The following is a 23,207-nucleotide window of genomic DNA, read 5'->3' on the forward strand; positions in this document are numbered from 1 at the left end:
CGGCGAGCCGGATGCGTCGACGCGGGCGCTGGCGACCCCGCGGCTCGCGTTCCATCGCCAAGGGACTGGCGCGCCGGCAAGGGCGGGATGGCCGAATGGCCGTCTCGCTCTCGTCGGCGCAGGCCGGGCCGATTTCCGTCGATCGACGATCACGCGGATTCCGCTCCCCGTGCGCCCGGTTCGTGCCGGCTCGCGCGGGGACCAAGGAGACAGCCATGCGAATCCGAACGGCACTTTCGCAGGTGATATTGCCCGCAGCGCTGCTGCCGGGTATGACGGCCCATGTCATGGCTGATGAGGCGCGAACCGTTACGGTGGCTGCAGCCGCCGGCGTGGCGCCGGCCGCAGCCCCTTCTCCACCCGTTGCACGCGCGGATCAGGCTGATCCGGCCGCGACCGTCTCCGCCCTCGCGACGGCGACACCCTCCGCGACAGGCGCCGCGACCGCGCAAGCGGCCGGCTTCGGCGTCGCGATGACGCCCGACCAGCTCGACGAGCATCGGGGCGGCGATGCGCTGATCGGCCAGAACTATCTGACCGGCACGGTGGCCGACAACGTCGCGAACCGGGTGTCGACCGGCTCGAATGCGATCACCGACGGCTCGTTCGCCAATGCGAGCGGCCTGCCGACGGTCATCCAGAATACCGGCGCGAACGTGCTGATCCAGAACGCGACGGTGCTCAACGTGCGCTTCGGGAATTGAGCGATGAGACAGCTTGCCGCCGCGCGCATCGTGGCGCTAGCGTACGCGCTGTCCGGCCCGGTTGCATCGGCGGACGAGATGACGATCGTCGATCCGGCGGGCGCCGGTTATGCGATGCACGTCACGAGTCTCAAGGAAGCGCGGTTCAAGCGCACCGTCAAGCAGCAGTTCGATTTCAGCTGCGGGTCGGCCGCCGTCGCGACGCTGCTGACTTATCAGTATGACTATCCGATGACCGAGCAGACCGCCTTCGCCCAGATGTGGGAGAACGGCAATCAGGAGAAGATTCGCCAGCAGGGCTTCTCGCTGCTCGACATCCGGCGTTTTCTCGACGCGCACGGCTTCGTCGCGGATGGCTTCGAGTTGCCGTTGCAGACGCTTGCGAAGACGCACACGCCGGCGATCGTGTTGATCACCGAGCACGGCTATCACCATTTCGTGGTCGTGAAGGGGCTGCGTGACGGGCGTGTGCTCGTCGGCGATCCGGCCACCGGCACGCGGCCGATGTCGCTGGCGAGTTTCGAGCAGAAGTGGGAAGACCATGTGATTTTCGTGATCCACAACCGGCCCGAGCGGGCGGTGTTCAACGATCCGCGGGACTGGCGCGTTGCGCCGAGCGCGCCGCTCTACACCGGCATTGCCCACGACGGCCTGTACAACGTCGTGATGCCGAAGCACGGCCCGAGCGACTTTTGAGGATCGTCATGAGATCCGAGACCAGGAGGATCGCCGGCATCGCCGCGATGGTGTGCGGCGGGGCGACGTGCATGAGTGCGGCGGCGATGCAGGACGGCGCGCCGACCGCGACGGTCGAGCCCGTCGCGCAGACGAGCAGCGTCGTGTCGGCAGCCGCCGCGAACGCAGGCGTCGATACGGCGCCTGCGGAGTCGGCGGCCGGGGGCGCGCCGATCGAGCGTGCCGGGCCGCTCGCGATGGCGGAGTGCGCGGCCGGGCCGCCGGCCCCGGAACCGGAGTCGGGCGGCGCGCAGCAACGAAACTGGGCGGCAACCGGTGCGATCGCGCTCGGCGACGCGCGCCTCGATGCGATGCGCGGCGGCTTCGATATGCCCAGCGGCCTGAAGATTTCGTTCGGCGTGTCGCGTGTCGCGTTCGTGAACGGCACGCTGGTGACGACGACCAGCTTCAACATCCCGGACATCAGTCATATCACCGCGCAACAGGCGCAGGCGCTGGCGGCCGCGAACGCGGGCGCGTTGATCCAGGTGGGCGCGGGCAACGCCGCGCAGCCCGCCGCGCTGCCGGCGCTGACCGGCGCGGTGATCCAGAACACGTTGAACAACCAGCAAATCCAGGCGCTGACGACGATCAACACGACCGTCAACACACTGGCGACGTTCAAGAGCCTGAACGTGATGTCGACGCTGAACCATGCGCTGCTCGGCGCGTTGCCGGGACGATGAGGTTCGGCGAGCGGTCGATGATCGGCGGAGGGGCGGGTCATCGCACGCGGGTGCCGGCGTGCGTCGCGCGGGCCGCCGTCGGCGCGTGTCGGCGCATGTCGGCGATCAGAATGCAATCGGCACGCGCAGCGTCATGACCACGTCCGGCGTGTCGCGCGTGAGGCCCGCGCCGATCGAAAGATTCAGCGTGGTCTTCGGCGACAGCCGGTACGAGTAGCCGAGGAGCAGTGAACCGAGGATCACGCGTACCGAGCTTGGAATCGTCTGGCCGTTCTGTTTCGTGGGCAGCACGATGCTCTGGTCGTAGCCGAGGCTCACCGACGCTTTCTCGTTCAGCGCGAGGCCCATGCCGATGTTGAAACCCCAGATGTCGCCGGGTTGCAATTTTCCGATGAAATCCTTCTGCCCGTCGCGAATCGTGAGGCTCAGATTGTCGCGGCTGAAGCTGTGCAGATAGCTCAGGTTGCCGAAGAACACCACCGGGTCGGACGGAAAGAGCCAGGTGAGGCCCGGCTGGATCGCGTAGAAGCCCGAGCCCGTCGGCTGCTCGAGCGGCAGGCCGGTGCCGGTGGCATTGCCGACGCAGCGCGTGACGCAGTCGGTGACGACGTCGAACGGGCTCTTGCCGGTGGCGGTCTTGAAGCGCAGCCAGCCGATGTAATAGAACTTGTCGGGGCCGCCGGTATTGAACTGGTAGCGCAGCGTCATTTCGACGTCGCCGAGGCCCTTGCCGTGACTGTTGAACGCGTTGTCCTGGGCGGAACCGGTGAAGATCTCGCGACTGATCGTGTCGTTCGTCGAGTACACGTAGGGGACGCGGACTTCGACTTCCATCCGGTTGGTGATCCCGTAGCGCACCGCGACCGCGCCGGTCAGCGTGGTCGTCTTGACTTCCCGCACGTCGACCAGGCCGATCAGCAGCGCGGGGATGATCGTGTAGCCGACGAGTGCGACGCGGTTCGACGACGAATAGTTGAACTGGAACGACGGCTCGACGACGAACTTGTGCTTCGGCGTCAGCACGCCGGGCTGATCGAAGATCGGCGCGACGGGCGGCGGCGCGGTTTCCGCCACCGGCGCCTGGCCGATCGGCTGGCTCGGAGGCGCGGCGGATCCGGCCGCGGATGGCACGTTGTCTGCCGTGCCGGGTGCGCCGCCCGGGGCGCCGGTATCGGCCGGCGCCGCCGCGTCGCCGGAGCCGCCGGCCTCACCGGGGCCCGCACCGCGCCGGGCCGCGAGTTCCCGGTCGTCAAGCGCCCGGCTCAGGCGCGACAGATGGGCTTCTTCGTCGTTCAGTTTGCGCTTGAGCGCGTTCAGTTCCTGCAGATGACGATCGACTTCGTGGCGCAGGGCGGAAATGTTCTCCTCGGTCGACTGGGCGTCCAGCGACTGCGCCTGCGCCTGGGCCTGAAAGAGCAGCACGCTTGCATACGTGATGGCACGGATGCAGCGAAATGGCATGCGTTTCACGGCGCGTCTCCCCCATCGGGCCTGCGGTTCCCCCTTGGGGCACACCGCCGGCAGGCCGGCGCGTGCGTTGCCCTGGATCGCTTCGCTTCGCGTCGCGCTACGCGTTCGCCGAACGCGCGTCACATCGCACGCGAGCCACCCGTTTTTCGGGGACTTTCGTCAAACCGAATGCACGTTTCGAGCCTGTGCACACGGGTCGCGCGGCCTGTTCGTGGCAGTGTTTTCCCGTGTGCCGGCGGGCATTGTCCCGAGCGGACGAGGCGGAGGGGGGCGGCGCGTCAGTGCGGGACGGTTTCGCGGGTGTGCGCCGGCGCGCCGGCGGTTGCCGTGCGCAGCGCATCCGCCAGGATCAGATCCGCGCCTTTCTCCGCGACCATCATCGTCGGCGCGTTGATGTTGCCCGACGTGATGTTCGGGAACACCGACGCATCGACGATCCGCAGCGCCTGCAGCCCGTGCACGCGCAGCGACGCATCGACCACCGACGTCGCCGCGTCGGGCCCCATCGCGCACGAGCCGCACAGGTGATAGATCGAACCCGACTGCTCGCGGAAGTACTGCAGCATCGCTGCGTCGGAATCGACCTGCGGCCCCGGCGAGATTTCCTCGACGGTCATCGACTTCAGCGCCGGAGCACGCATCAGCGCACGGATCACCTTGCTGCCCTGCACGGCTTCGTCGAGATCCTTCTGCGTGGTCAGCGCGTTGATGTGGATCTTCGCGGCATCTTCCGCGCGGTTCGACGCGATCTCGATCGTGCCGCGGCTCGTCGGCCGGCACGGGTTGAACGCGATCAGGAACCCCGAATAAGGCTCGGGCTTGATGCTCGCGCGGTCGCTCTTCGGGATCCGGTACGACAACGGGTTGAAGTAGAGCTGGAGGTTCGGCTCCGGCGTATCGTCCGTGCCGCGGAAGAAGCCACCGGCCTGGTTCACGCTCATCGCGAGCGGGCCGCGCTTCGTCAGCAGGTAGCGCAAGCCGATCTTCATCTTGCCGATGAGCGTGCCCATCTCGTCGTTCAGCGTCGGCCGGTTCGCCTTGAAGTAGAAGCTCACGCACAGGTGGTCCTGCAGGTTGCGGCCGACGGCCGGCAGCGCATGCACGAGCGGCACGCGCCGGCGCGCGAGCAGCGACGGATCGCCGACGCCCGACAGTTGCAGCAGCTTCGGCGTATCGACCGCGCCGGCCGCGAGGATCACCTCGCGCGCGGCGACGAGCGTTTCGTCGCCGTGTTCGCCCGCGACGACCACGCCGGTCGCGCGCGTGCCGTCGAACGTCACGCGCCGCACGAGCACGCCCGAGCGCAGCGTGAGGTTCGCGCGGCCCAGCGCGGGGCGCAGGTACGCGAAGCTGCTGGAGCAGCGCTCGCCGTTTTTCGTGTTCAGGTCGTAGATGCCCGCGCCTTCGAACCGCGCGCCGTTGAAATCGTCGGTGCGCGGCAGGTTCAGTTGCCCGCAGCCCTTCAGGAATTCGTGGACGATCGGGTGCACGTCGGCCTTCATCGACGTGATGTGGATCGGCCCGGTCGAGCCATGATGCTGCGGATCGGTCGCGCCGGCCGCGTGCGTTTCGAGCTTGCGGAAATACGGCAGCACGTCGTCGTACGCCCAGCCCGAGTTGCCGGCGTTCGCCCAGTCGTCGTAGTCGCTGCGCTGGCCGCGCACGTAGACCATCGCGTTGATCGAACCCGAGCCGCCGACCACCTTGCCGCGCGGGCAGTACAGCTTGCGGTCGGCGAGCTGTGCCTCGGGCTCGCTGTAGTACATCCAGTTGTAGCGGCGGTTGTAGTAGGTCTTGGTGAAGCCGACCGGCACCTTGAACCAGAACGACGCGTCGCGCTCGCCCGCTTCGAGCAGCAGCACCGAGTGCCGGCCCGATTCGCTCAGGCGGTTCGCGAGGATGCAGCCGGCCGAGCCCGCGCCGACGATGATGTAGTCGTAGCTCATGTCTGTCCTTTGTGCTCAGCCCTTCGCGGGGGCGAGATCCTTCACGTCGACGGGGTGCTCGCCCATCTGCAGGTGCAGCCGTTCGCCGGTGTACGGTGTGTGGCGCTTCACGACGTCCATGTCGAGCTCGATGCCGAGGCCCGGTTCGTTCGACGGGACGATGTAGCCGTCTTCCCAGCGGATCGGCGTCTTCACGACCTCCGCGTGGAAACCGCCCCACGTCATGATGCTTTCCTGGATCAGGAAGTTCGGCGTGCAGGTCGCGAGCTGGATGCTCGCGGCCGCGCCCACCGGGCCGTTGTACAGGTGCGGCGCGATCTGCGCGTAGTGCACTTCGGCGAGCGTCGCGATCTTCTTCGCTTCGAGCAGGCCGCCCACGCGCGCGACGTTCAATTGCAGGATCGATGCGCCGCCCGCCTGCAGCAGCTTGTGGAATTCGTACTTGGTCGTCAGGCGCTCGCCGGTCGCGATCGGAATCGACGTGTGCTTCGCGACTTGCGCGATCGCTTCTTCCTGGCCGGGGGGGACCGGCTCCTCGAACCACAGCGGGTCGTACTTCTCGAGCCGCTTCGCGAGCCGGATCGCCGACGACGGCACCATCTGCCCGTGCGTGCCGAACAGCAGGTCGGCCTTGCTGCCGACGGCTTCGCGCACGCGGCGGCAGAACAGCTCGCAGCGGTCGAGTACCTCGAGCGACAGCTGGTGGCCCGAGTAAGCGGTGTACGGGCCGGCCGGATCGAACTTGACGGCCGTGAAGCCGAGCTTCACGTTCTCGGCCGCGCATTCGGCGGCGAGGTCGGGATCGTCGTAGTCGTATTCGCCCTTCGCGTTCTTCGGGTACAGGTACGTGTACGAGCGCAGCCGCTCGTGGATTTTCCCGCCGAGCAGTTCGTACACCGGCTTGCCGGCGGCCTTGCCGATGATGTCCCAGCATGCCATCTCGAGGCCGCTGACGACGCCCATCATCGTGAGATCGGGCCGCTGCGTGAAGCCGCTCGAATAAGCCTGGCGGAACAGCCGCTCGACGTGATGCGGATCGCGGTTGAGCAGGTGGCGTTCGAACACGTCGTCGATGATCGGCGCCATCGCCTTCGGGCCGAACGTCGCCGAGTAGATCTCGCCGACGCCTTCGATGCCGTCGTCGGTCTTCAGCTTCACGAAGATCCAGTACATCCCGCCGACATGCGGCGGCGGCACGGCGACGATATGGGTTTCGAGCGAAACGATCTTCATGCGGACTCCTGGATGCGGTTGAGGCGGTACTTGAGGAAGGCGGCGGCACCCGCGCCGCAGAGCGCGATGGCCGCGATATAGCCGAAATAGAGCTGGTAGCCGTGCGCGCCCGGGTAGGTCTGCGTCACGTAGCCGTTGATCAGCGGCACGAACACGTCGGGCGAATAGCCGAGCACCGAGATCAGGCCGATCGCGAGGCCCGCGCAATGCGTCGGTACCTTGCAGTCGTCGAGCAGCGACCAGTACAGGCCGCGGACCGCGTAGGTGAGGATGCCGATGAACAGCACGAGCACGACGAGCATCGCCTGCGGGCTGTGTGCCGGTGCCGCGATCAGCCCGACGAGCGACAGCGCGGCGAGCACGAGCGCCCAGAACAGCACGGACACCTTCGATACGCGGTCGCCGAGGAAGCCGCCGCCAATGCCGCCGACGGGGCGCATCCACAGCTTGAGCGTCGTGATGAAGCCGGCCGCCGTCGCGCTGAGCCCGAAATTGCCTTCGTGCAGGTACGCGGAGAAGCTGTAGGTCGCCCAGAACACCTGGTAGCCGCAGAACACGATCGCGGCGACGAGCCACAGTTCGGGGATCGCCGCGAGCGTCTTCAGGTCGGTCAGCACGTTGCCCCGGGTGCGCTTCGCGGCCGCGGCACGGTCGCCCGTGTTCGACGGATCCTTCACCAGCGCGAGCAACACGCCGAGCGCGATGCAGAAGAACGCGTACAGGTGGACGACGAGCTTGAAGCCGGCTGCGTCAGTGCCGCCGCGCGCCTGCGTGACGTATGCGAACAGCGTGATGGCAATCGTCGCGAGCAGTGCCTCGACGAGGCCGCGGCCGCCGTCGAGCAGGCCGAAGAAGCGACCCTGTTCGTCGGGGCCCGCGATCATGTTCACGCGCTTGATCACGGCGGCCCAGAACGTGAGGCCGGTGGTCAGCCCCCAGCCGCCGAAGATCAGCACCAGCATGTCGAACGACGGCCCGGTCGCGTAGACGAGCCCGAGCGCGCCGGTGGCGAGCAGCGAGAAACAGATCAGCCAGCGCGGCGACAGGCGGTCGGCCAGCCAGCCGCTCGGCAAATAGCTGATCAGGAAAATCGTGCCGAGCGACGAATACAGGTAGCCGAGCTGCACGTCGTCGATACGGAAGAACTGCAGCATCGTCGGCTGGTACACCTGCCGCAGATACAGCATCGGGTAGATCGCGCCCGCGGCGATCACGACCAGCAGCAGTTGCAGGTAGCGTTGCGCGCGGGAATGCTGCGACGCGTGGGCGTCGCGCGCTTTGTCCTGCAACGCGAGCGACGCGGCGGGTGTCGACGGTTGGGTCGGCATGATGTCTTCCTCCATCAGGCGTCCTTAAGGCGGACGCCTGCAGATTTTTTATGTTCTGGTTGGGTCAGGGGCGGCGCGCGCGGCGTGGTGTCCGGGTGCGCGCGCCGGAAACGGTGCGTTGGCGTGACGGCGTCAGTACTTCATGACGACGAGGCGCGTCTGCGTGAATTCGAGCATCCCGTGCTTGCCGTCGTCGCCGCCGAGGCCCGAGCGCTTCCAGCCGGCGTGGAAACCCTGGTACGGATCGGCCGGCGTGCGGTTCACGTACAGCTCGCCGGCTTCGATCGCGTTCGCGACGGTCATCGCGGTGCGGTAGCGCTCGGTGTAGAGCACCGACGACAGGCCGAACTGGTGGTCGTTCGCGAACCCGATCGCTTCGTCGATCGTCGTGTAGCGCAGCACGGGCATGATCGGGCCGAAGGTTTCCTCCTGCACGATCTCCATGTCCTGCCGGCAGTTCGTCAGCAGCGTGGCCGGGTAGAAGAAGCCGGGGCCGGCCGGAATCGCCCCGCCGGTTTCGAGCGTCGCGCCGGCCGCGATCGCGCGTTCGACCATCCCGTGGATGTGCGCGCGCGCCGATGCGCTGACGAGCGGGCCCATCCGCGACGCGTCTTCCGCACGGTCGCCGATGCGCACGGCCGCCATCTTCTCCTTCAGCAGCGCGACGAAGCGGTCGTGCACGCTGTCGTGCACGTACACGCGTTCGATCGCCGTGCAGAGTTGGCCGCAATGGGTCGTCTTCGATGCGACGAGCGCGGCGGCCGCGCGTTCGAGGTCGGCGTCGGGCTCGATGATCGCGGGCGTCTTGCCGCCGAGTTCGAGCGACGGCTTCGCGATGTTCACCTTGCAGTAGTCGAGCACCTTGCGGCCTGCGTTCACGCTGCCGGTCAGCGTGATCATGCCGACGGCCGGATGCGTGCACAGCGCTTCGGCCGTCGCGTGATCCATCGTCAGGATGTTGACGACGCCCGGCGGGAAGCCGGCATCGTCGGCGGCTTTCGCGATCTCGAACGCGGACACCGGCGTGTGGTTGCTCGGCCGCACGACCACGGTGTTGCCGGCGATCAGCGCGGGCGCGACCTTGCGCAGCAGCGTGTAGACCGGGTAGTTGAACGGGATCAGGCACGCGACGACGCCGATCGGCTCGCGCTGCAGGAACAGGTTTTCGTCGGGCGTGTCGCTCGGGATGATCTCGCCCTCGATCCGGCGCGCCCACTCGGCGTGGTAGCGCGTGATCTGGCCCGCGTAGACGGCTTCGTTCGACGCGTCCTCGACGCTCTTGCCGGATTCCTGCGCGAGCGCCGCGCCGATCTCGGGTGCGCGCGCGGTCAGCGCGTCGGCGAAGCGGTGCAGGTAGGTGGCGCGCTCGGCGCTCGGCAGCGTGCGCCACGCCTTCTGCGCGGCGGCCGCGGCGTCGACGGCGGCGAGCGCCGCGGCCGGCGTGGCGGCCGGCACGCGCGCGAACGGCGCTTCGGTGGCGGGATTGTGGACGACGATGAACGTGTCGCTTTCCGGGGCGACGAAACGGCCGTTCACGTAATTGCGTTCGGTGCGCATGAAGTGACTCCTCCGATGAATGCAGGCGGATCGCTTCGAGTGGCGACACGCGTGGCACGGGATAGCGGCCATTCTGTTCATGCGTTTAGCGCACGACAAACGACTTATTTTCGCGTCGAACATGAGAAAAACGCACGTTACTCGGCGAATCGGCTGGAGTCGCCCGTCCGGCAAGGGTGTCGTAGCGTGGGCCTGGAGTGAAGCGGGCGGAGGGCTGTCGTATTTTCCGACTGGTCCGAGTGCGGACGGGCGTGGAAGCCGGTAAGGTGTCGCCCGCGGCGGTGGGTGGAAGGGCGGTTGGGGCCCTAGGGCGTGTTCACGCCCTAGGCCAGCGGCACCTGCGGCAGCGGCGACGACGGTTCGAGATGGCGCTTCGCGAGCCACACTTCCTGCTGCAGCCAGTCGCGGAACTGGACGATGTGCGGCAGGTTCGTCTGCTCGGGCCGCGTGACGAACCAGTACGACTGGTGGCCGTCGACGTGCACGTTGAGCACCTGCATCAGTTGCCCGGTCGCGAGTTCGCGCGCGACCATGTGGCGGTCGGCGATCGTGATGCCGAGACCGTCGATCGCCGCGCGGATCGCATGGTCGAGCAGGTCGAACTCGTAGCCGCCGCGCGTGTCGACGTCGGCGATGCCGGCTGCTTTCAGCCAGTGCTGCCAGGTCAGGTAGCGCTGGTCGTCGGTGGCGAGCACGTGCAGCAGCGTGAAGCGGTTCAGGTCGATCGGCGCGCCGTCCTGCCGCAGCCGCGCATACAGCGCGGGCGCGCAGACGGCGATATGCTGCTCCTGCATCAGCAGCGCGTTGTCGAAGCCGTCCCATTCGCCATCGCCGAACCGGATCGCGCAGTCGAGCACGCGCGATTCGCCGAGGCTGTCGTGGATGCGGGTCGTGAGGCTCAGCTCGAATTCGGGATGCGCGTCGCGCAGCCGGCCGAGGCGCGGCATCAGCCAGCGCGCGGCGAAGGTGGGCGGCACGTTCGCGCGCAGGCGGTTCAGGTGGGTTTTCTCCTGCAGGCTGCGCACGGTCAGCTCGATCTTGTCGAACGACTGCTGCAGCGCGCGCAGCAGCACGCGGCCGGCCGCGGTCAGTTCGAGCTGGTGATGGCGGCGCTCGAGCAGGGTTTCGCCGAGCTGGCCCTCAAGCTGGCGAACCTGGCGGCTCACCGCGCTCTGCGTCACGTTGAGCAATTCGGCCGCGCGCGTGAAGCTGCCGGTGCGGCCGGCCATCTCGAAGGCTTTCAGCGCATTCAGCGCCGGCATCTTGCGTCTCACGGGGCGGTGTCGTGTGGGGTGCGGGATGCTTATTGTAGGCGGGTGGCGCGGGCGCGGCGACGCTGAATGGCGGCGACGGCGGCCGCGGGGTTTTATGGGATGGCGGCTGGCGTGCCTTGTCGCGACAAGGCTGCCCGCAGGAGGGCCGGCTCTGCCGGCCGGCAACGACACGAACGATACGAACGATATGAACGAAGGGGACACACATCATGCGACGCCTGCCATCGTTGATCGCATTGCGATTTTTCGAGGAGACCGCGCGTCACCTGAGCTTCAACCGCGCGGCGGTTTCGCTGTGCGTGACGCAAGGGGCGGTGAGCCGGCAGATCCGGCTGCTCGAGGAAGCGCTCGGCACGCGGCTGTTCGAGCGCGATCACAAGGGCGTGCGCCTGACCGATGCCGGCGAGCGCTTGCTGCCGTTCATCGGGCAGGCGTTCGACACGATCGAACGGGGCGTCGGCGAAATCGCCGCCACGCGGCCGGGTGCGAAGCGGCGGCTGACGGTGTCGCTGCCGCCGACGTTCGCGACGCAGTGGTTTTCGCCGCGGCTCGGTACGCTCGCGGAGGCGCTGCCCGACGTCGAGCTGTCGATCCGCACGGAGCCGGATGACGATTGCCATTGCCACATCCGCTTCGGGCGCGCGGCGCGCGCCGGGATGCAGTCGGAGCTGCTGATGATGGAGCGGCATGCGCTCGTCGGCGCGCCGCGCTATCGCGGCGATGCGCTCGACGTGCTGCTCGGCCGGTTGCCGTCGCTGCATGTGCTGCACGAAGGCAAGCGCCTGACGCTGTGGGCCGACTGGTGCGAGCAGGCGGGCGTGCCGCCGGCGCGGATCGGCGACGGCATCGAGTTTTCGACGCTCGAACAGGCGATCCGCGCGGCGCGCAAGGGCGCGGGGCTCGCGGTGGTCGACCTCAACATGATCGAGGAGGAGATCGGCGAGGGCAGCCTCGTGCGGCTGTCGCCGGTGCAGCCGATCGGGCCGTTCGGGTATTGGCTCGATGTCGAGCCGGAGAGTGTGGCGGTCGAGCCGGTGGTCGCGTTTGCTGCGTGGTTGCGGGGGCAGGCGGGGAGAAGGGGGTAGGGCGGCCTCGTTGCTGAGACGCGGCTGATCTTTCCGTGGAAACAATCGGATCAGTCCGCGCCGGTCGTGTCGTGTTTCCTGCCTGGATATCTGTCAAAGATCGTTACGAGCTGAAGACTGGCTAGATCGTCGTTGAAGCGAGCCGTGCGGTTGCGCTCCATTGCCGCGGGTTACAGGTCGGGATCCTGTCCGAAGTGCATGAGTGTTTCCCGGCGACAGCGGGCTTCGGCATCGGCCATCGAGATGATCTGCAACGTGCTCTTCGAGTGATCGATCGGTCCCACGTCGAAGACTTTTCTTTGTGGCGGTGATACCGGCTTGCCGGCCGGTTGCGCGGGGTATTCGGCGGCAGATGTCAGCGCCGCCGGCGCTTGACCCTGATGGCGTGCGTTCGCGACGAGTTCGCCGATGAGCAGCCGGATTTCCGAAAGACGAATGGGGCGATTCTCGTTCGTCGTGCGGCTGCGCCTGGCTATTTGCTTCGCGGAACGGAAGCCCGTGATCGGATGGTGCTTTAGGGTCATTCGTAAATTCCTTTTTCGATCAGGTATTGCTGCAGCGTCAGCACTGAATGGGCATGCGGGGCAACCTCGAATGTCATCCAGCGATGCGACCCGGCGACGCGCCAGAAGTCCCGCCCGAATCGCGTTGCGTAGAGGGCACGTAGCGACCGAAGCGACCGGTCGGCCAGCCCGACCGGATATCCGGGGAAATACTGGAACAGCGCAGCCTCGTCACCGTGCCGATCCGGAATGGGCGCATCGAAACCGAACCTGGGCCATGCGTAGTATCCGGAGAGCCGCGGCCCGCCGGGTTCCGGCGCGGCTTTGCGACCGCCTATCCCGAACGCGCTGATCCGGGCAATCTTCAACCTATCGCACGCTCTAACGATTCGCCATAGCATCGCTGCACCGAGTCCGGCGACAGCGTTATCGACGAGATCGATGGATCCCAATTCGAGTACGGACGAGTCCCGGGTTTGAAGCACGGAGACGCGATTCTCCGATCGGATCAATGTCGGATGCGTGACGGCGAACGTCAGCCTGTCCGTGCTGTCGAGATAGGCTTGAATGTCCGATCCGGCAGGCGCGCCGCACAACGCAACGAGCAGTTCGTCGGGGACGTTGCCGCTCACCCCGAGCAACGCGGAAATATCGAGATCGTTTCGATCGACCTCGAGCCGATCGTCGAAGTACGACGTTTCATAGGGCAGGACATGACCGAGATCGACAGGTTGAGCGGGCATGGCTTCCGGCAATGAATGGAAAGCCCCCAGCATATCGGCGCTCATCCGGCGGGCAGAGTCCGCCAAACGGCCAATCACGAGGCGGCGCGACCGCCCGTCCCGCCCGCCCTACGACCAGTCGAACGTCAGCAGCGCCACGCGGCTGGCCGGCTCGTAAAACAGGAGAATCGAGTCCGCGCCCATCGCGCGGTATTCCCAGCCGGTGACGCGGGCGACGAAGCGAAAGCGCGCACCGTCCGGGCCGATCGGCCGGATGTCGTCGGGATTGCGGTCGTCGACCGGAAAATCCGACGCGCCCGACCAGTTGCCCCAGCCGACCGATCCGCCGAGCTGGTCGATCAGGTTGCACGGCTTTTCCTGGCTGAAATCGCGCTCGTCCGGCGCGTACTGGTTGGACGAGTAGAGCACGCCGTATTCGGCGAACCGCTTGCGCGCGGTTTCGAGGCTGGCCTGCTGCTCGGCGTAGTGCGCCTCCAGTTCCGCGCGATAGCCCGCGTCATGCGCGCCGGGCGGGTTTTCCAGATAGAAGTAGCGCGGGTCGCCCAGCAGCGTGTAGCGGTTGTTCTCGTCGAGCCGGAACCCGATCCAGTTCGCGCGCAGATAGTCATTGTGATACGCGGCCGTGTCCTGCCCGACGAGCCCGTCGTACGGCTCGACGGGGCTGAGCAGGTGGATCCAGCCCTCCCACGACGCATTGACCGTCGACAGGTCGATCGATATCAGCGGATGCAGGTGGCGAGCGAGTGCGGCGTTGGACTCGGCAAAGACGTCGGCGTCTGGCGGGTAGACCTTCAGGCCAGGTTGTGGCGTGACGATGTCTTGAATCATGATCGCTGCTCGCACGGTGAGGGTCCGGTAAGGCTACACGAATGTGCACGAAAACCGGATGAAGGTCCGGCGCCAGAGCAGCCTGCCTGAAGCGCGTCCCGTTCCTTTCTTCCGTCCGATCGGCACGTCGAAAGCATTCGCGCCGATCCTTTGGAACTCGTCTCATTGATAATAGTTGATAAAGTGAATACGCTCGACGGATCGAATTCAATCCGGTCGGGAGGTCGACATGATCAGTGCGGAACTGGGCCAGCAACTGGAGGCTTACGTCGCGAAGCTGGTCGAATCGGGGCGCTACGGATCCAAGAGCGAAGTGCTTCGCGAAGGTGTACGCCTCATCCAGGATCGCGAGGCACAGCTGAACGCGCTGGACGCGGTGATCGCGCGCAGCCTGTCCGATGCGGAAGCCGGACACAGCGCCGACGCAGCGGAAGTCTTCGATCGTCTCGAGGCGAAGTATCGGGCCCAGGCGGATCGGCAGGCCTGACCGTGCGCCTGCCCGATTTTGCGATTGCCGAACTCGAAGCGATCGCCGATTACATTGCACGCGACAACCCGCAACGCGCCGTAACGTTCGTGCGGGAGATTCGCGATCAATGCCTGAGCCTGGCCGCGATGCCGCCGGCGTTTCCGCTGGTGCCGCGCTACGAGCGTCACGGCGTGCGGCACCGCGTGTACGGCAACTACCAGATCTTCTATCGGGTCGTGGGCGATCCGCCTGCGCGGATCGACATTCTTCACGTCCTGCACGGCGCGCGGGACTACGCATCGATCCTGTTCTGAGCGAACGTGCGCATCGCATCGCATCCGAAATGAACGAACCCGGCCGCGGCCGGGTTCGTTCGAATCGAGCGCAGCATCGCCGCGACCCGTCAGCGGCTCGTCGACACGAAAGCCTCGATCGAGCACGATGAAGCACGCGGCCACACAACCTGCCGCCCTCATCAATGCCCCGACGCCTCCTCCAGCGTCAGGTGCTTCGTCTCCGGCGCCCACGCGATCGACACGATCATCCCCACCAGCAGCACGCCCGCCAACGCGAACATCGTCGCGTGAAAGCCGAGCGTCGCGATGCCGACCGGCAGCAGGAACGTGCCGATCGCCGAGCCGAGCCGGCTGCACGCGATCGCCAGCCCCACGCCGCTCGCGCGCACTTCGGTCGGGAAGCACTCGGGCGGGAACACGCCCACGAGGTTGCTGAACGCCGACATCGTCAGCGTGAAGATCGCGAACGCGACGATCATCGCGACGGCCGCCGACGACGGCAGCACCGCCAGCGCGACGAGCGACGCGCACGTCACCGCGAACGAGCCGATCAGGAAGCCGCGCCGCGACAGCCGGATCGTCAGCCAGATGCCGATCAGCGCGCCGAGCACCAGGAAGCCGTTCAGTAGCAGGTCCGCGCCGAAACCTTCGGCGAGGCCGATCGTCTTCAGGATCGTCGGCAGGAACGTGTAGATCGCGAAATACGGAATCACGAGGCACACGAAAAACGCGCAGTTGAACATCGTGCGGCGGATCAGGTCACGCTGGAACAGCCGCGCGAAGCCGCCATGCGCATGCGGCTCGGTCGAACCGTCGAGCATCACGTGCGGCCCGAAATGCTTCGCGACGATCGCACGCGCTTCCTTCTCCCGGCCCTTGCCGAGCAGCCAGCGCGGCGATTCGGGCGTGCCGATCCGCAGCACCAGCACGATCAGCGCGGGCACCGCCGCCGACGCGAGCAGCCAGCGCCACGCGTCGGGCGTGACGTCGCTGTACGCGAGGCCGAGCACGTTCGCGGCGACATAGCCGATCGTCCAGATCACGCTGAACGAACCGAGCAGCGCGCCGCGATGCTTGCGCGGCGAGAATTCGGCGAGGATTGCATGGCCGACCGTGAAATCGCCGCCCATCCCGAAGCCGATCAGCACGCGCAGCACACACAGTTCGAGCGGTGACGTGACGAAGAACTGCGCGAACGCGGCCGCCGTGATGATCACGAAGCTCGTCAGGAAGATCTTCTGCCGGCCCATCCGGTCGGACAGCCAGCCGAACACGAGGCTGCCGAAGAAGATGCCGATCAGCGCGGAGCTGCCGATCATCCCCATCCAGAACGCGTCGATCGGCATCTGCCGGCCGAGCGCGGCGAGCGCGTAGCCGATCGTGCCGAGCGTGTAGCCCTCGGTGAAATGCGCGCCGAACGTCAGGCCGGCGATCTTCACGTGGAAGCGGTTGAGCGGCACGTCGTCGAGCGCGACGGGACGGTGCGGCGCATCGGCGCCACGCGACAGCGGCAACGCGCGTGCGGTGCCGGATTGAACGTTGGCTTGAGTCAAGCTGCCTCCTGGATTGTTATCGGGCGCGCAGCGGCGCGCGCAGGCGGAGCACCGCCGCGCGTGCCGTGCTGGGCGCCGCGCGGCCGGACGGCGCGCGGCGCGGGTCGGCCGCGGGGAGCGGCCGGCGGTCAGCGCCCAAGGCCGGCCATCAGCGTGTACTTGAGTTCCACGTATTCGTCGAGGCCGTACTTCGAGCCTTCGCGGCCGAGCCCCGATTGCTTGACGCCGCCGAACGGCGCGACTTCGGTCGAGATGATCCCGTCGTTGACGCCGACCATCCCGCTCTCCAGCGCACCCGACACGCGCCATGCTCGGCCGAGGTCGCGCGTGTAGACGTACGCGGACAGCCCGAACGGCGTGTCGTTGGCGGCGGCCACGGCTTCTTCCTCGGTCGCGAATCGGAAGCAGCCGGCGACGGGGCCGAAGGTTTCCTCTTCGGCGATCAGCATGTCGGCGGTCATGCCGGTCAGCACGGTCGGCTCGTAGAACGTGCCGCCGAGCGCGTGACGCTTGCCGCCGGTGAGCGCATGCGCGCCCTTCGCGGTGGCGTCGGCCACGTGCCGCTCGACCTTGCCGAGCGCCGCTTCGTTGATCAGCGGCCCCTGGTCGACTTCACCCGCGAGCGCGTTGCCGACGCGCAGCGTGCGCACGGCATCCGCGAGCTTGCGGGTGAACGCGTCGTACACGCCGTCCTGCACGAGAAAGCGGTTCACGCACACGCAGGTCTGGCCCGTGTTGCGGAACTTCGACGCGATCGCGCCTTCGACCGCCGCATCGAGATCGGCATCGTCGAACACGATGAACGGCGCGTTGCCGCCGAGTTCGAGCGACAGCTTCTTTAGCGTGTCGGCCGACTGCTTCGCGAGTAGCTTGCCGACCCGCGTCGAACCGGTGAACGACAGCTTGCGCACGACGGACGAACTCGTCAGCGTTTCGCCGATCGCGACCGCATCGCCCGACACCACGTTGAACACGCCGGCCGGCACGCCCGCGCGCTCGGCGAGCACCGCGAGTGCGAACGCCGACAGCGGCGTTTCCTCGGACGGCTTCAGCACCATCGTGCAGCCGGCCGCAAGCGCAGGGCCGGCCTTGCGCGTGATCATCGCCAGCGGGAAATTCCACGGCGTGATCGCCGCGACCACGCCGACCGGCTCGCGCGTGACGACGATCTGCGTGTTCGGCTTCGGGCTCGGAATCACGTCGCCGTACATGCGCTTCGCTTCTTCCGCGAACCATTCGAGAAAGCTCGCCGCATACGCGACTTCGCCGCGCGCTTCCGCGAGCGGCTTGCCTTGCTCGCGCGTCAGCAGCTCGGCGAGCGCGTCGCGGTTGTCGAGCATCAGCTCGCCCCAGCGCTTCACGCGGGCGCCGCGTTCCTTTGCGGTCAATGCGCGCCATGCCGGCAACGCGTGGGCTGCCGCATCGATTGCGCGTTGCGTGTCGTCGGCACCGCCCTTCGCGACCTTCGCGATCGTCTCGCCGGTCGCCGGGTTCAGCACCGGATAGGTTGCATCGCTCGCGCCATGCGATTCGTGCCATTCACCGCCGATGAAATGGCCGGTCCTCAGAAATTCGTTCATCGTGTGTCGTTCCTTCAGTGCCTCGGAGCTTCGTGCATCAGTGCATCAGTGCTTCAGTCCGTCGCGAAGCTGCCCTGCGCCGGACGCGATTCGCGCGCGATGCGCTTGCCGGCCGTGTAGTCGTTGATCAGGTCGCACGGCGTGTAGTTGCGTTCCAGCTCGTGCAGCTCTTCGTCGGTGAGGTGCGTTTCGAGCGCGCCGAGCGCGCTGTCGAACTGCGCGACCGAATCCGCGCCGACCAGCATGCTCGCGATGCCGGGGCGGCTCAGCACCCATGCCTGCGCGATCTGCGCGGGCGGCACGCCGCGGCGCTTCGCGACCTTCGCGACCGATGCCGCGATCGCGAGCGACGACGCATCGCCGTACATCTGCGCGGTGAAGAAGTCGGTCTGGTTGCGGGTCGATTGCGGCTCGCAGGTGAGCAGGCCGCGCGCGAGCGGGCTGAACACCGATACGCCGACGCCCTGGTCGATGCAGTACGGCACCATCTCGCGCTCTTCCTCGCGATACGCGAGGTTCAGCTGCAGCTGCATGTTGATCGGCTTGTCCCAGCCGTTTCGTTCGCAGGCCTGCATGATCTTCGCGAACTGCCACGTGTACATCGTCGACACGCCGATATAGCGCGCCTTGCCCGCGCGCACGATGTCGTGCAGCGTGCTCATCGTTTCCTCGACGGGCGTGTTCACGTCGAAGAAGTGCAGCATGAAGATGTCGACGTAATCCATCCCGAGGCGCTTCAGCGACCCGTCGATGCCGTCGAGTACGTGCTTGCGCGAATGGCCGCCTGCGTTCGGATAGCTGCCCATGTCGTAACCGACTTTCGTGGTCACGACGAGCTCCTCACGGCGCGCGTTGCGCTTCAGGATGCGGCCGACCACTTCCTCGCCGACGCCCGTCGAATAGAAATCCGCGAGATCGATGAAGTTCACGCCGGCGTCGAGCGCGCGGCGCACGATCGGCTCGCTCTGCGCTTCGTCGAAGATCCAGGGCTTCCATTCGGGGGTGCCCATGTTCATCGTGCCGAGACACAGGCGGGACACCTTCAGGCCGGACTGGCCGAGGCGGACGTATTCCATGTTTCCTCCAGATGCGGCCGTCCGTCGCGCGTCGGCCGCTTGTCGTCGTCAGTTTTTCTTCGGGGTGTAGAACGGGTTCGACACGTCGCGGGCGGCGGCGAACACCGCGTCGCGATGCGGCAGCCCTTCCATCGCGGCGACGATCGCGTTGCGGCACGCGCGGTAGTTGTTCTCGAACACGGCGTCGAGATCGTCGGTCTGCGGGTTCACCCAGTTCGCCGACACGACGACCCAGTCGTTCTCCGCTTCGGGCGGCAGCGTGCCGTTCTCGAGCGCTTCGGCCACAGCCTTCGCGATGCCGGCCTGCGACGCGCCCCACGTGGCATTGCCGTGGAAATCGCTGGCGATCTGCGCCTTGTTCACGTACAGCGTGAGCGGCTTGGTCGGCACGCCCGGCTGCGCGATCACGACGAACGGCGCATGGCCGGCCGACGGTGTCGCGAGTGCGGTGGCGAACGCCTGGCCCGCCGGGCCGTTGCGCGGGCCGACCAGCACGTTGATGTGCGCGAGGTTGACGCCGGGGCCTTCGAAGCCTTCGCCGATGTAAAGCTGCCTGGGTTGGGATGCGGTCATTGCGGTGTCTCGTCGATGAGGTGGGGTGAGGCGATTGTGGTGGGCCGCGATGCGGCCGGTGAATCGATGTTTTCTGATCGGGCCATGAGTTTTCGTCGTCTCCGGGAAAGCCCTGAAGCCGGCACGCGCATGCCCGCCGGGCGGGCCTCGGCCGGTGTCGTAACCGTCAGCGGGGCGGGATCGGCGGGTGGGCATGCGCGTACCGGCTCCGGGTTTGTCATACCCGGGCAGGGGTTGGAGGGCCGAGCGCATCTGGACAACAATCGGCGTACTCCGAGCCCTATCTTTCGTCCTCCCTTCTTTTTTCGAAAGCGAGTAATTTCGATGGCTGCCATTCAAAAGCCCGATTGGTCGAAGCTCAGTTCGCTGGATCCGGAACTGATCCGGGCATTCGTCGCGGTCGTCGAAAGCGGTGGCTTCACCGCGGCGGCCCGGCAACTGCATCGCACGCAATCGACGATCAGCCTGCGCATCCGCACGCTCGAGGAACGGCTCGACACGCACCTGTTCATGCGCAACAGCCGGCGGCTCGAGCTGTCGCGCGACGGCGAGAATTTCCTGATCCATGCGCGCCGGATCATCCAGGTGCAGAACGACGCGATCCTCGCGCTGAAGCAGGCGAGCAGCGACCGCGGCGTCGTGCGCTTCGGGCTGCCCGAGGACTACGCGGAGCTGTGGCTGCCCGACCTGCTGAAGTCGTTCTATGCGATGCGGCCGGGCGCGCGCCTGCACGTGCATTGCCGGATGTCGCTCGAACTGCTCGACCGGCTGCAGGCCGGCGAGCTCGACGTGGCGCTCGTCGTGCGGCACGGGCCCGGCGCGGGCGGGCGGGTGCTCGGCCGGCACGACGTCGTGTGGGCCGCGCACCGCGATTTCGCGCTCGACCGCCATGCGTCGGTGCCGCTCGCGCTGTTCCCGGAAACGTGCTGCTACCGGCAGCGCGGGCTGCAGGCGCTCGCGACGGCCGACCGCTCGTTTCATGTCGTCTACACGAGCCAGAGCCCGACCGGCATCAAGATCGCGGTGAACCACGGCGCGGCCGTGACGATGATCGACCGCTGCACGCTGCCCGAGAACTGGCGTGTGCTCGACGAGGCGGACGGCTTTCCGTCGCTGCCGGCGGCCGACCTCGAACTGCATCGCTCGCCGGGCATCTGCGATCCGCTGACCGACGATCTGGTGTCGCTGATCGAATCGATGGTCGACGAGCGGCGGCGCGCGTCGCTCGAGGCGTTTGCCGCGTGACGGGAGCAACGCCAAGGCGACCGCGGCGCAGGTGAAGTCGACGCGAGCCGCGGCGCGTGATCACCGGGCGCGGACGACGGCGCACCGCCGGCCGCCGGTCACCGGTCACCGCCCGGTGATATGTGATGTGTCCCCCCATGCCGTTTTTTGCATCGGCGGGACGTTTTTTTGCACGACGTTTATGTCGTCTCTTCTAAGCTGGGGACGTGTCGAACAGCCGAGACGGCTTCCGTCCGCTCCATGACCTTCATTCGTCCCGTTCCCGCCTTCCACGTCGCCGGCCGCCCGTTACGCGCCGGCGCACCCGACAACGTCATTCCGTTCCCGCCGCCGCGCCCGCGCCTGCAGTTGCCCGTCACGCTGACGGCCGACTCCGGCGAAGCCGCGCACGCCCGCCTCGCGGCACTGCTGCATTCCCCGCTCGGCGTGTACGTCGTCCGCGCGCGCGCCGTGCGCGACGTGGTGCACGTGCATTTCGACATCGCGCCGGAAGACCTGGATTTCACGCTGCACATGCTGATCGCGCAGCAGGCCGATGCGGTGATCGGGCCGGTCGCGCGCCGCGTGCGCGTCGGGCCGAACGCGCGGTAAGTCGAGGAACGGTTGTTGCTCGTTCCTGAATGGTTTGTCCGATCCGCCGCCCGGGTGCCGGTCGCCGTGCCGTCCGCCCGCAGGCCGCGGACAGGCGCGCGACAACGCGTGCGCGGCGCCGATCATGAATACGGAGGGGTCATGGGCCTCATGGAAGCAGTACCTGTCGTGCGGCCGGAAAGCCGTCGCGTAAGGACGGCGTCGCTGCCGTCGGGCCAGCAGCTCGCGCGTCAGCTCGTGACGACGGTGCGCGTGGCCGAAGTGCTGCTGCACCAGGCGATCGTCCTGCCCGACCGGCATCAGTGGTCGGTCGACACCGAACGGGTCGACGCGGCCGGCGGGCCGCTCGAGGCGTGGGAAACCTGCGTGACCTGGCGGATCGGCAAAGTGTTCGCGTCGACGATCAGCCCGGCCGCGCGCGTCAACGATCGCGACCAGGTCGCGGTCGAGATCCGGCTCTATTTGCCCGAACAGGACTACGTGGCCGGGCGGCACGTGAACACCTTCGGCCTCCGCCACGGCAACGCGTTCGGCGCGACGCTGTCGGTCGCGGCGGGCGCGCAGTGGGGCTGGCAACGCAAGGAGCACGTCGCGCCGGAACACCGGCACGTGCGCGCCGACACGCTCGAGGCGCTCGTCGATACGGTGGCCGCGAACGTCAACGCGGCGCTGGGCGCGGCCGGGTTCGGCGCGACGCGCTGATCAGGCTTCGCCGGTCTGCCCGGTCTGCCGCTGCAGGTCTTCCATCAGCTGTTCCGCGAGAAAGTCGCACGGCGGCCGCTTCGACTTGGTGCTGCGCGCGAGGATCAGCTCGAGCGGCGGCAGGTCGGGCAGCCCGTGCGAGCGGCCGAGCATCGACAGCTGCGCGGGAATCGCGCAGCGCGCGAGCGGCGCGACGGCCAGGCCGGCCTCGACCATGCTGAGCAGCCCGAGCAGGCTCGGGCTTTCATAGGAGGTGCGGTACGGCACCTTGGCGCGCTCCAGGCTACGGATCGCGTTCTCGCGCGCGACGCTGCCCGGCATGAATACCGCGATCGGCAGCGGCCGCTCTTCCCACACGCGCGGCCCGTTCGTCATCGCGGCCCACGCCATCGGCTCGTGGCGGATGAAGTCGCCGGACAGCCCCTTGATGCGCGTGCCGCACACGAGATCGACGGTGCCGTCCTTGATCAGCGGCGCGAGCGCGCTGCTCGGCAGCCCCATCACCTGGATCTCGACCTTCGGGTAGGTCGCCGAGAATTTCTTCAGGACCGACGGCAGCAGCGACGACGCGTAGTCGTCCGGCACGCCGATCACGACCTTGCCGGTCACTTCCGGCCGTACCACGGCCGCCCAGGCCTCGTCGCGCAGCGCCAGCATTCGTCTGGCGAATCCCAGCAGCACCTCGCCTTCGCGCGTCAGCACGATGCTGCGCGGCTTGCGCACGAACAGCGGCCGCCCGATCGCGTCTTCCAGGCTCTTGATCTGCATGCTCACGGCCGACTGCGAGCGGTTCACGGCCTCGGCGGCGCGGGTCATGTTGCCGGTTTCCGCGACGGCGACGACGGTGGCCAGCACGTCGTGATCGAGCATCTTCATGGGTATAAAAAAAACTGAACGTAACGATCAGCATTATGCGTTTTTATTGTTGCTGTGTGTCTGCCATAGTGCGATCACGCTGGCGTTTCACCCGAGGGTGGCGCGGCGTTCGGGCCGGCCGAGCCGGCGTGCAGCACTGAACAGGAAAGCGTGG

At 67.3% G+C, this 23,207-nt stretch carries 23 protein-coding genes; 9 read left to right on the forward strand and 14 right to left on the reverse strand.

The annotated features are described in order from the left end of the window. The first annotated feature begins 95 nt into the window (after positions 1-95). The 3 genes from CFB41_RS38680 to CFB41_RS18740 are packed head-to-tail and all read left to right on the forward strand — an operon-like array spanning position 96 to position 2,125. The gene (locus CFB41_RS38680) at positions 96-704 is read left to right on the forward strand and encodes a hypothetical protein (protein WP_256941083.1); all 609 of its coding nucleotides are present in this window, start codon (positions 96-98) and stop codon (positions 702-704) included. Positions 705-707: 3 nt separating this feature from the next. Then, positions 708-1,400 carry a C39 family peptidase gene (locus CFB41_RS18735; RefSeq protein WP_089457459.1) on the forward strand — a complete coding sequence of 231 codons (693 nt, stop codon included), beginning with the start codon at positions 708-710 and terminating at the stop codon, positions 1,398-1,400. 8 nt (positions 1,401-1,408) lie between these two features. Beyond that, positions 1,409-2,125, forward strand: coding sequence for a hypothetical protein (locus CFB41_RS18740; protein ID WP_144029951.1), 717 nt, complete (start codon positions 1,409-1,411; stop codon positions 2,123-2,125). Between the two features lie 105 nt (positions 2,126-2,230). Here CFB41_RS18740 and CFB41_RS18745 read toward each other — a convergent pair whose 3' ends face one another. The 6 genes from CFB41_RS18745 to CFB41_RS18770 all read right to left on the reverse strand — a co-directional run bounded on the left by CFB41_RS18745 (position 2,231) and on the right by CFB41_RS18770 (position 10,921). Next, positions 2,231-3,595 (reverse strand): acetate kinase, encoded by a 1,365-nt coding sequence (locus CFB41_RS18745; protein WP_089443497.1) that lies wholly within the window; start codon positions 3,593-3,595, stop codon positions 2,231-2,233. A gap of 278 nt (positions 3,596-3,873) precedes the next feature. Further along, positions 3,874-5,541 carry a GMC family oxidoreductase gene (locus CFB41_RS18750; protein WP_089457461.1) on the reverse strand — a complete coding sequence of 556 codons (1,668 nt, stop codon included), beginning with the start codon at positions 5,539-5,541 and terminating at the stop codon, positions 3,874-3,876. Positions 5,542-5,556: 15 nt separating this feature from the next. Beyond that, on the reverse strand, positions 5,557-6,774 hold the full coding sequence (locus CFB41_RS18755) for a mandelate racemase/muconate lactonizing enzyme family protein (protein WP_089457462.1): 1,218 nt from the start codon (positions 6,772-6,774) through the stop codon (positions 5,557-5,559). Further along, entirely contained in the window at positions 6,771-8,102 is a 1,332-nt protein-coding gene (locus CFB41_RS18760; protein WP_179250103.1) for a nitrate/nitrite transporter, read from the reverse strand. The genes CFB41_RS18755 and CFB41_RS18760 overlap by 4 nt, the downstream gene beginning before the upstream one ends. 132 nt (positions 8,103-8,234) lie before the next feature. Further along, positions 8,235-9,659, reverse strand: a complete 1,425-nt coding sequence (gene aldA, locus CFB41_RS18765) for an aldehyde dehydrogenase (protein ID WP_089457464.1) — start codon at positions 9,657-9,659, stop codon at positions 8,235-8,237. 323 nt (positions 9,660-9,982) lie between these two features. After that, the gene (locus CFB41_RS18770) at positions 9,983-10,921 is read right to left on the reverse strand and encodes a LysR substrate-binding domain-containing protein (protein WP_011356424.1); all 939 of its coding nucleotides are present in this window, start codon (positions 10,919-10,921) and stop codon (positions 9,983-9,985) included. A gap of 221 nt (positions 10,922-11,142) precedes the next feature. On the opposite strand from CFB41_RS18770, the gene CFB41_RS18775 reads away from it, so the two are divergent. Further along, the gene (locus CFB41_RS18775) at positions 11,143-12,018 is read left to right on the forward strand and encodes a LysR substrate-binding domain-containing protein (protein WP_089457465.1); all 876 of its coding nucleotides are present in this window, start codon (positions 11,143-11,145) and stop codon (positions 12,016-12,018) included. Between the two features lie 170 nt (positions 12,019-12,188). On the opposite strand, the gene CFB41_RS18780 is transcribed toward CFB41_RS18775, so the two are convergent. The 3 genes from CFB41_RS18780 to CFB41_RS18790 all read right to left on the reverse strand — a co-directional run bounded on the left by CFB41_RS18780 (position 12,189) and on the right by CFB41_RS18790 (position 14,092). Then, entirely contained in the window at positions 12,189-12,542 is a 354-nt protein-coding gene (locus tag CFB41_RS18780) for a hypothetical protein (RefSeq protein ID WP_089443491.1), read from the reverse strand. Then, positions 12,539-13,309: a hypothetical protein gene (locus tag CFB41_RS18785; protein ID WP_256941084.1), complete on the reverse strand. Its 771-nt coding sequence runs from the start codon at positions 13,307-13,309 to the stop codon at positions 12,539-12,541. Before CFB41_RS18785 ends, CFB41_RS18780 begins: the two co-directional genes overlap by 4 nt. 63 nt (positions 13,310-13,372) lie before the next feature. After that, positions 13,373-14,092 carry a hypothetical protein gene (locus CFB41_RS18790; RefSeq protein ID WP_105771231.1) on the reverse strand — a complete coding sequence of 240 codons (720 nt, stop codon included), beginning with the start codon at positions 14,090-14,092 and terminating at the stop codon, positions 13,373-13,375. A 229-nt stretch (positions 14,093-14,321) separates the two neighbouring features. Between CFB41_RS18790 and CFB41_RS18795 the strand changes: the two genes are divergently transcribed. Beyond that, the gene (locus CFB41_RS18795; RefSeq protein WP_089457468.1) at positions 14,322-14,579 is read left to right on the forward strand and encodes a type II toxin-antitoxin system ParD family antitoxin; all 258 of its coding nucleotides are present in this window, start codon (positions 14,322-14,324) and stop codon (positions 14,577-14,579) included. 2 nt (positions 14,580-14,581) lie between these two features. After that, positions 14,582-14,875 (forward strand): type II toxin-antitoxin system RelE/ParE family toxin, encoded by a 294-nt coding sequence (locus tag CFB41_RS18800; RefSeq protein ID WP_089457469.1) that lies wholly within the window; start codon positions 14,582-14,584, stop codon positions 14,873-14,875. 161 nt (positions 14,876-15,036) lie between these two features. On the opposite strand, the gene CFB41_RS18805 is transcribed toward CFB41_RS18800, so the two are convergent. From CFB41_RS18805 to fae, 4 genes are all read right to left on the reverse strand, one after another. After that, positions 15,037-16,371: an MFS transporter gene (locus CFB41_RS18805; protein ID WP_256941266.1), complete on the reverse strand. Its 1,335-nt coding sequence runs from the start codon at positions 16,369-16,371 to the stop codon at positions 15,037-15,039. Between the two features lie 167 nt (positions 16,372-16,538). Further along, positions 16,539-17,990 (reverse strand): NAD-dependent succinate-semialdehyde dehydrogenase, encoded by a 1,452-nt coding sequence (locus CFB41_RS18810; RefSeq protein WP_089457471.1) that lies wholly within the window; start codon positions 17,988-17,990, stop codon positions 16,539-16,541. A 53-nt stretch (positions 17,991-18,043) separates the two neighbouring features. Then, the gene (locus tag CFB41_RS18815) at positions 18,044-19,066 is read right to left on the reverse strand and encodes an aldo/keto reductase (protein WP_089428472.1); all 1,023 of its coding nucleotides are present in this window, start codon (positions 19,064-19,066) and stop codon (positions 18,044-18,046) included. 48 nt (positions 19,067-19,114) lie between these two features. After that, positions 19,115-19,639 carry a formaldehyde-activating enzyme gene (gene fae, locus CFB41_RS18820; protein WP_011356415.1) on the reverse strand — a complete coding sequence of 175 codons (525 nt, stop codon included), beginning with the start codon at positions 19,637-19,639 and terminating at the stop codon, positions 19,115-19,117. A 324-nt stretch (positions 19,640-19,963) separates the two neighbouring features. Here fae and CFB41_RS18825 point away from each other — a divergent pair, with 324 nt between their 5' ends. The 3 genes from CFB41_RS18825 (at position 19,964) to CFB41_RS18835 (ending at position 22,177) form a co-directional block, all read left to right on the forward strand. After that, positions 19,964-20,884, forward strand: a complete 921-nt coding sequence (locus tag CFB41_RS18825) for a LysR family transcriptional regulator (RefSeq protein WP_089443484.1) — start codon at positions 19,964-19,966, stop codon at positions 20,882-20,884. Between the two features lie 240 nt (positions 20,885-21,124). Continuing rightward, a complete protein-coding gene (locus CFB41_RS18830; protein ID WP_089457472.1) occupies positions 21,125-21,475 on the forward strand; it encodes a hypothetical protein in 351 nt (116 codons plus the stop codon). Positions 21,476-21,616: 141 nt separating this feature from the next. Further along, positions 21,617-22,177, forward strand: a complete 561-nt coding sequence (locus tag CFB41_RS18835) for a hypothetical protein (protein WP_089443482.1) — start codon at positions 21,617-21,619, stop codon at positions 22,175-22,177. On the opposite strand, the gene CFB41_RS18840 is transcribed toward CFB41_RS18835, so the two are convergent. After that, the gene (locus CFB41_RS18840) at positions 22,178-23,053 is read right to left on the reverse strand and encodes a LysR family transcriptional regulator (protein ID WP_089428468.1); all 876 of its coding nucleotides are present in this window, start codon (positions 23,051-23,053) and stop codon (positions 22,178-22,180) included. Positions 23,054-23,207: the final 154 nt, after the last annotated feature.

Source organism: Burkholderia sp. AU33803 (genome assembly GCF_002223095.1).
In the GTDB taxonomy this organism is placed as follows: Bacteria; Pseudomonadota; Gammaproteobacteria; order Burkholderiales; family Burkholderiaceae; genus Burkholderia.

What these genes read in the sequence shown, in the direction of transcription:
- fae (WP_011356415.1), bottom strand. Translation starts at nt 19,639, where the DNA reads ATGACCGCATCCCAACCCAGGCAGCTTTACATCGGCGAAGGCTTCGAA.
- CFB41_RS18780 (WP_089443491.1), bottom strand. Translation starts at nt 12,542, where the DNA reads ATGACCCTAAAGCACCATCCGATCACGGGCTTCCGTTCCGCGAAGCAA.
- CFB41_RS18750 (WP_089457461.1), bottom strand. Translation starts at nt 5,541, where the DNA reads ATGAGCTACGACTACATCATCGTCGGCGCGGGCTCGGCCGGCTGCATC.
- aldA (WP_089457464.1), bottom strand. Translation starts at nt 9,659, where the DNA reads ATGCGCACCGAACGCAATTACGTGAACGGCCGTTTCGTCGCCCCGGAA.
- CFB41_RS38680 (WP_256941083.1), top strand. Translation starts at nt 96, where the DNA reads ATGGCCGTCTCGCTCTCGTCGGCGCAGGCCGGGCCGATTTCCGTCGAT.
- CFB41_RS18740 (WP_144029951.1), top strand. Translation starts at nt 1,409, where the DNA reads ATGAGATCCGAGACCAGGAGGATCGCCGGCATCGCCGCGATGGTGTGC.
- CFB41_RS18760 (WP_179250103.1), bottom strand. Translation starts at nt 8,102, where the DNA reads ATGCCGACCCAACCGTCGACACCCGCCGCGTCGCTCGCGTTGCAGGAC.
- CFB41_RS18815 (WP_089428472.1), bottom strand. Translation starts at nt 19,066, where the DNA reads ATGGAATACGTCCGCCTCGGCCAGTCCGGCCTGAAGGTGTCCCGCCTG.
- CFB41_RS18825 (WP_089443484.1), top strand. Translation starts at nt 19,964, where the DNA reads ATGGCTGCCATTCAAAAGCCCGATTGGTCGAAGCTCAGTTCGCTGGAT.
- CFB41_RS18835 (WP_089443482.1), top strand. Translation starts at nt 21,617, where the DNA reads ATGGGCCTCATGGAAGCAGTACCTGTCGTGCGGCCGGAAAGCCGTCGC.
- CFB41_RS18735 (WP_089457459.1), top strand. Translation starts at nt 708, where the DNA reads ATGAGACAGCTTGCCGCCGCGCGCATCGTGGCGCTAGCGTACGCGCTG.
- CFB41_RS18840 (WP_089428468.1), bottom strand. Translation starts at nt 23,053, where the DNA reads ATGAAGATGCTCGATCACGACGTGCTGGCCACCGTCGTCGCCGTCGCG.
- CFB41_RS18770 (WP_011356424.1), bottom strand. Translation starts at nt 10,921, where the DNA reads ATGCCGGCGCTGAATGCGCTGAAAGCCTTCGAGATGGCCGGCCGCACC.
- CFB41_RS18775 (WP_089457465.1), top strand. Translation starts at nt 11,143, where the DNA reads ATGCGACGCCTGCCATCGTTGATCGCATTGCGATTTTTCGAGGAGACC.
- CFB41_RS18830 (WP_089457472.1), top strand. Translation starts at nt 21,125, where the DNA reads ATGACCTTCATTCGTCCCGTTCCCGCCTTCCACGTCGCCGGCCGCCCG.
- CFB41_RS18810 (WP_089457471.1), bottom strand. Translation starts at nt 17,990, where the DNA reads ATGAACGAATTTCTGAGGACCGGCCATTTCATCGGCGGTGAATGGCAC.
- CFB41_RS18755 (WP_089457462.1), bottom strand. Translation starts at nt 6,774, where the DNA reads ATGAAGATCGTTTCGCTCGAAACCCATATCGTCGCCGTGCCGCCGCCG.
- CFB41_RS18790 (WP_105771231.1), bottom strand. Translation starts at nt 14,092, where the DNA reads ATGATTCAAGACATCGTCACGCCACAACCTGGCCTGAAGGTCTACCCG.
- CFB41_RS18795 (WP_089457468.1), top strand. Translation starts at nt 14,322, where the DNA reads ATGATCAGTGCGGAACTGGGCCAGCAACTGGAGGCTTACGTCGCGAAG.
- CFB41_RS18785 (WP_256941084.1), bottom strand. Translation starts at nt 13,309, where the DNA reads ATGAGCGCCGATATGCTGGGGGCTTTCCATTCATTGCCGGAAGCCATG.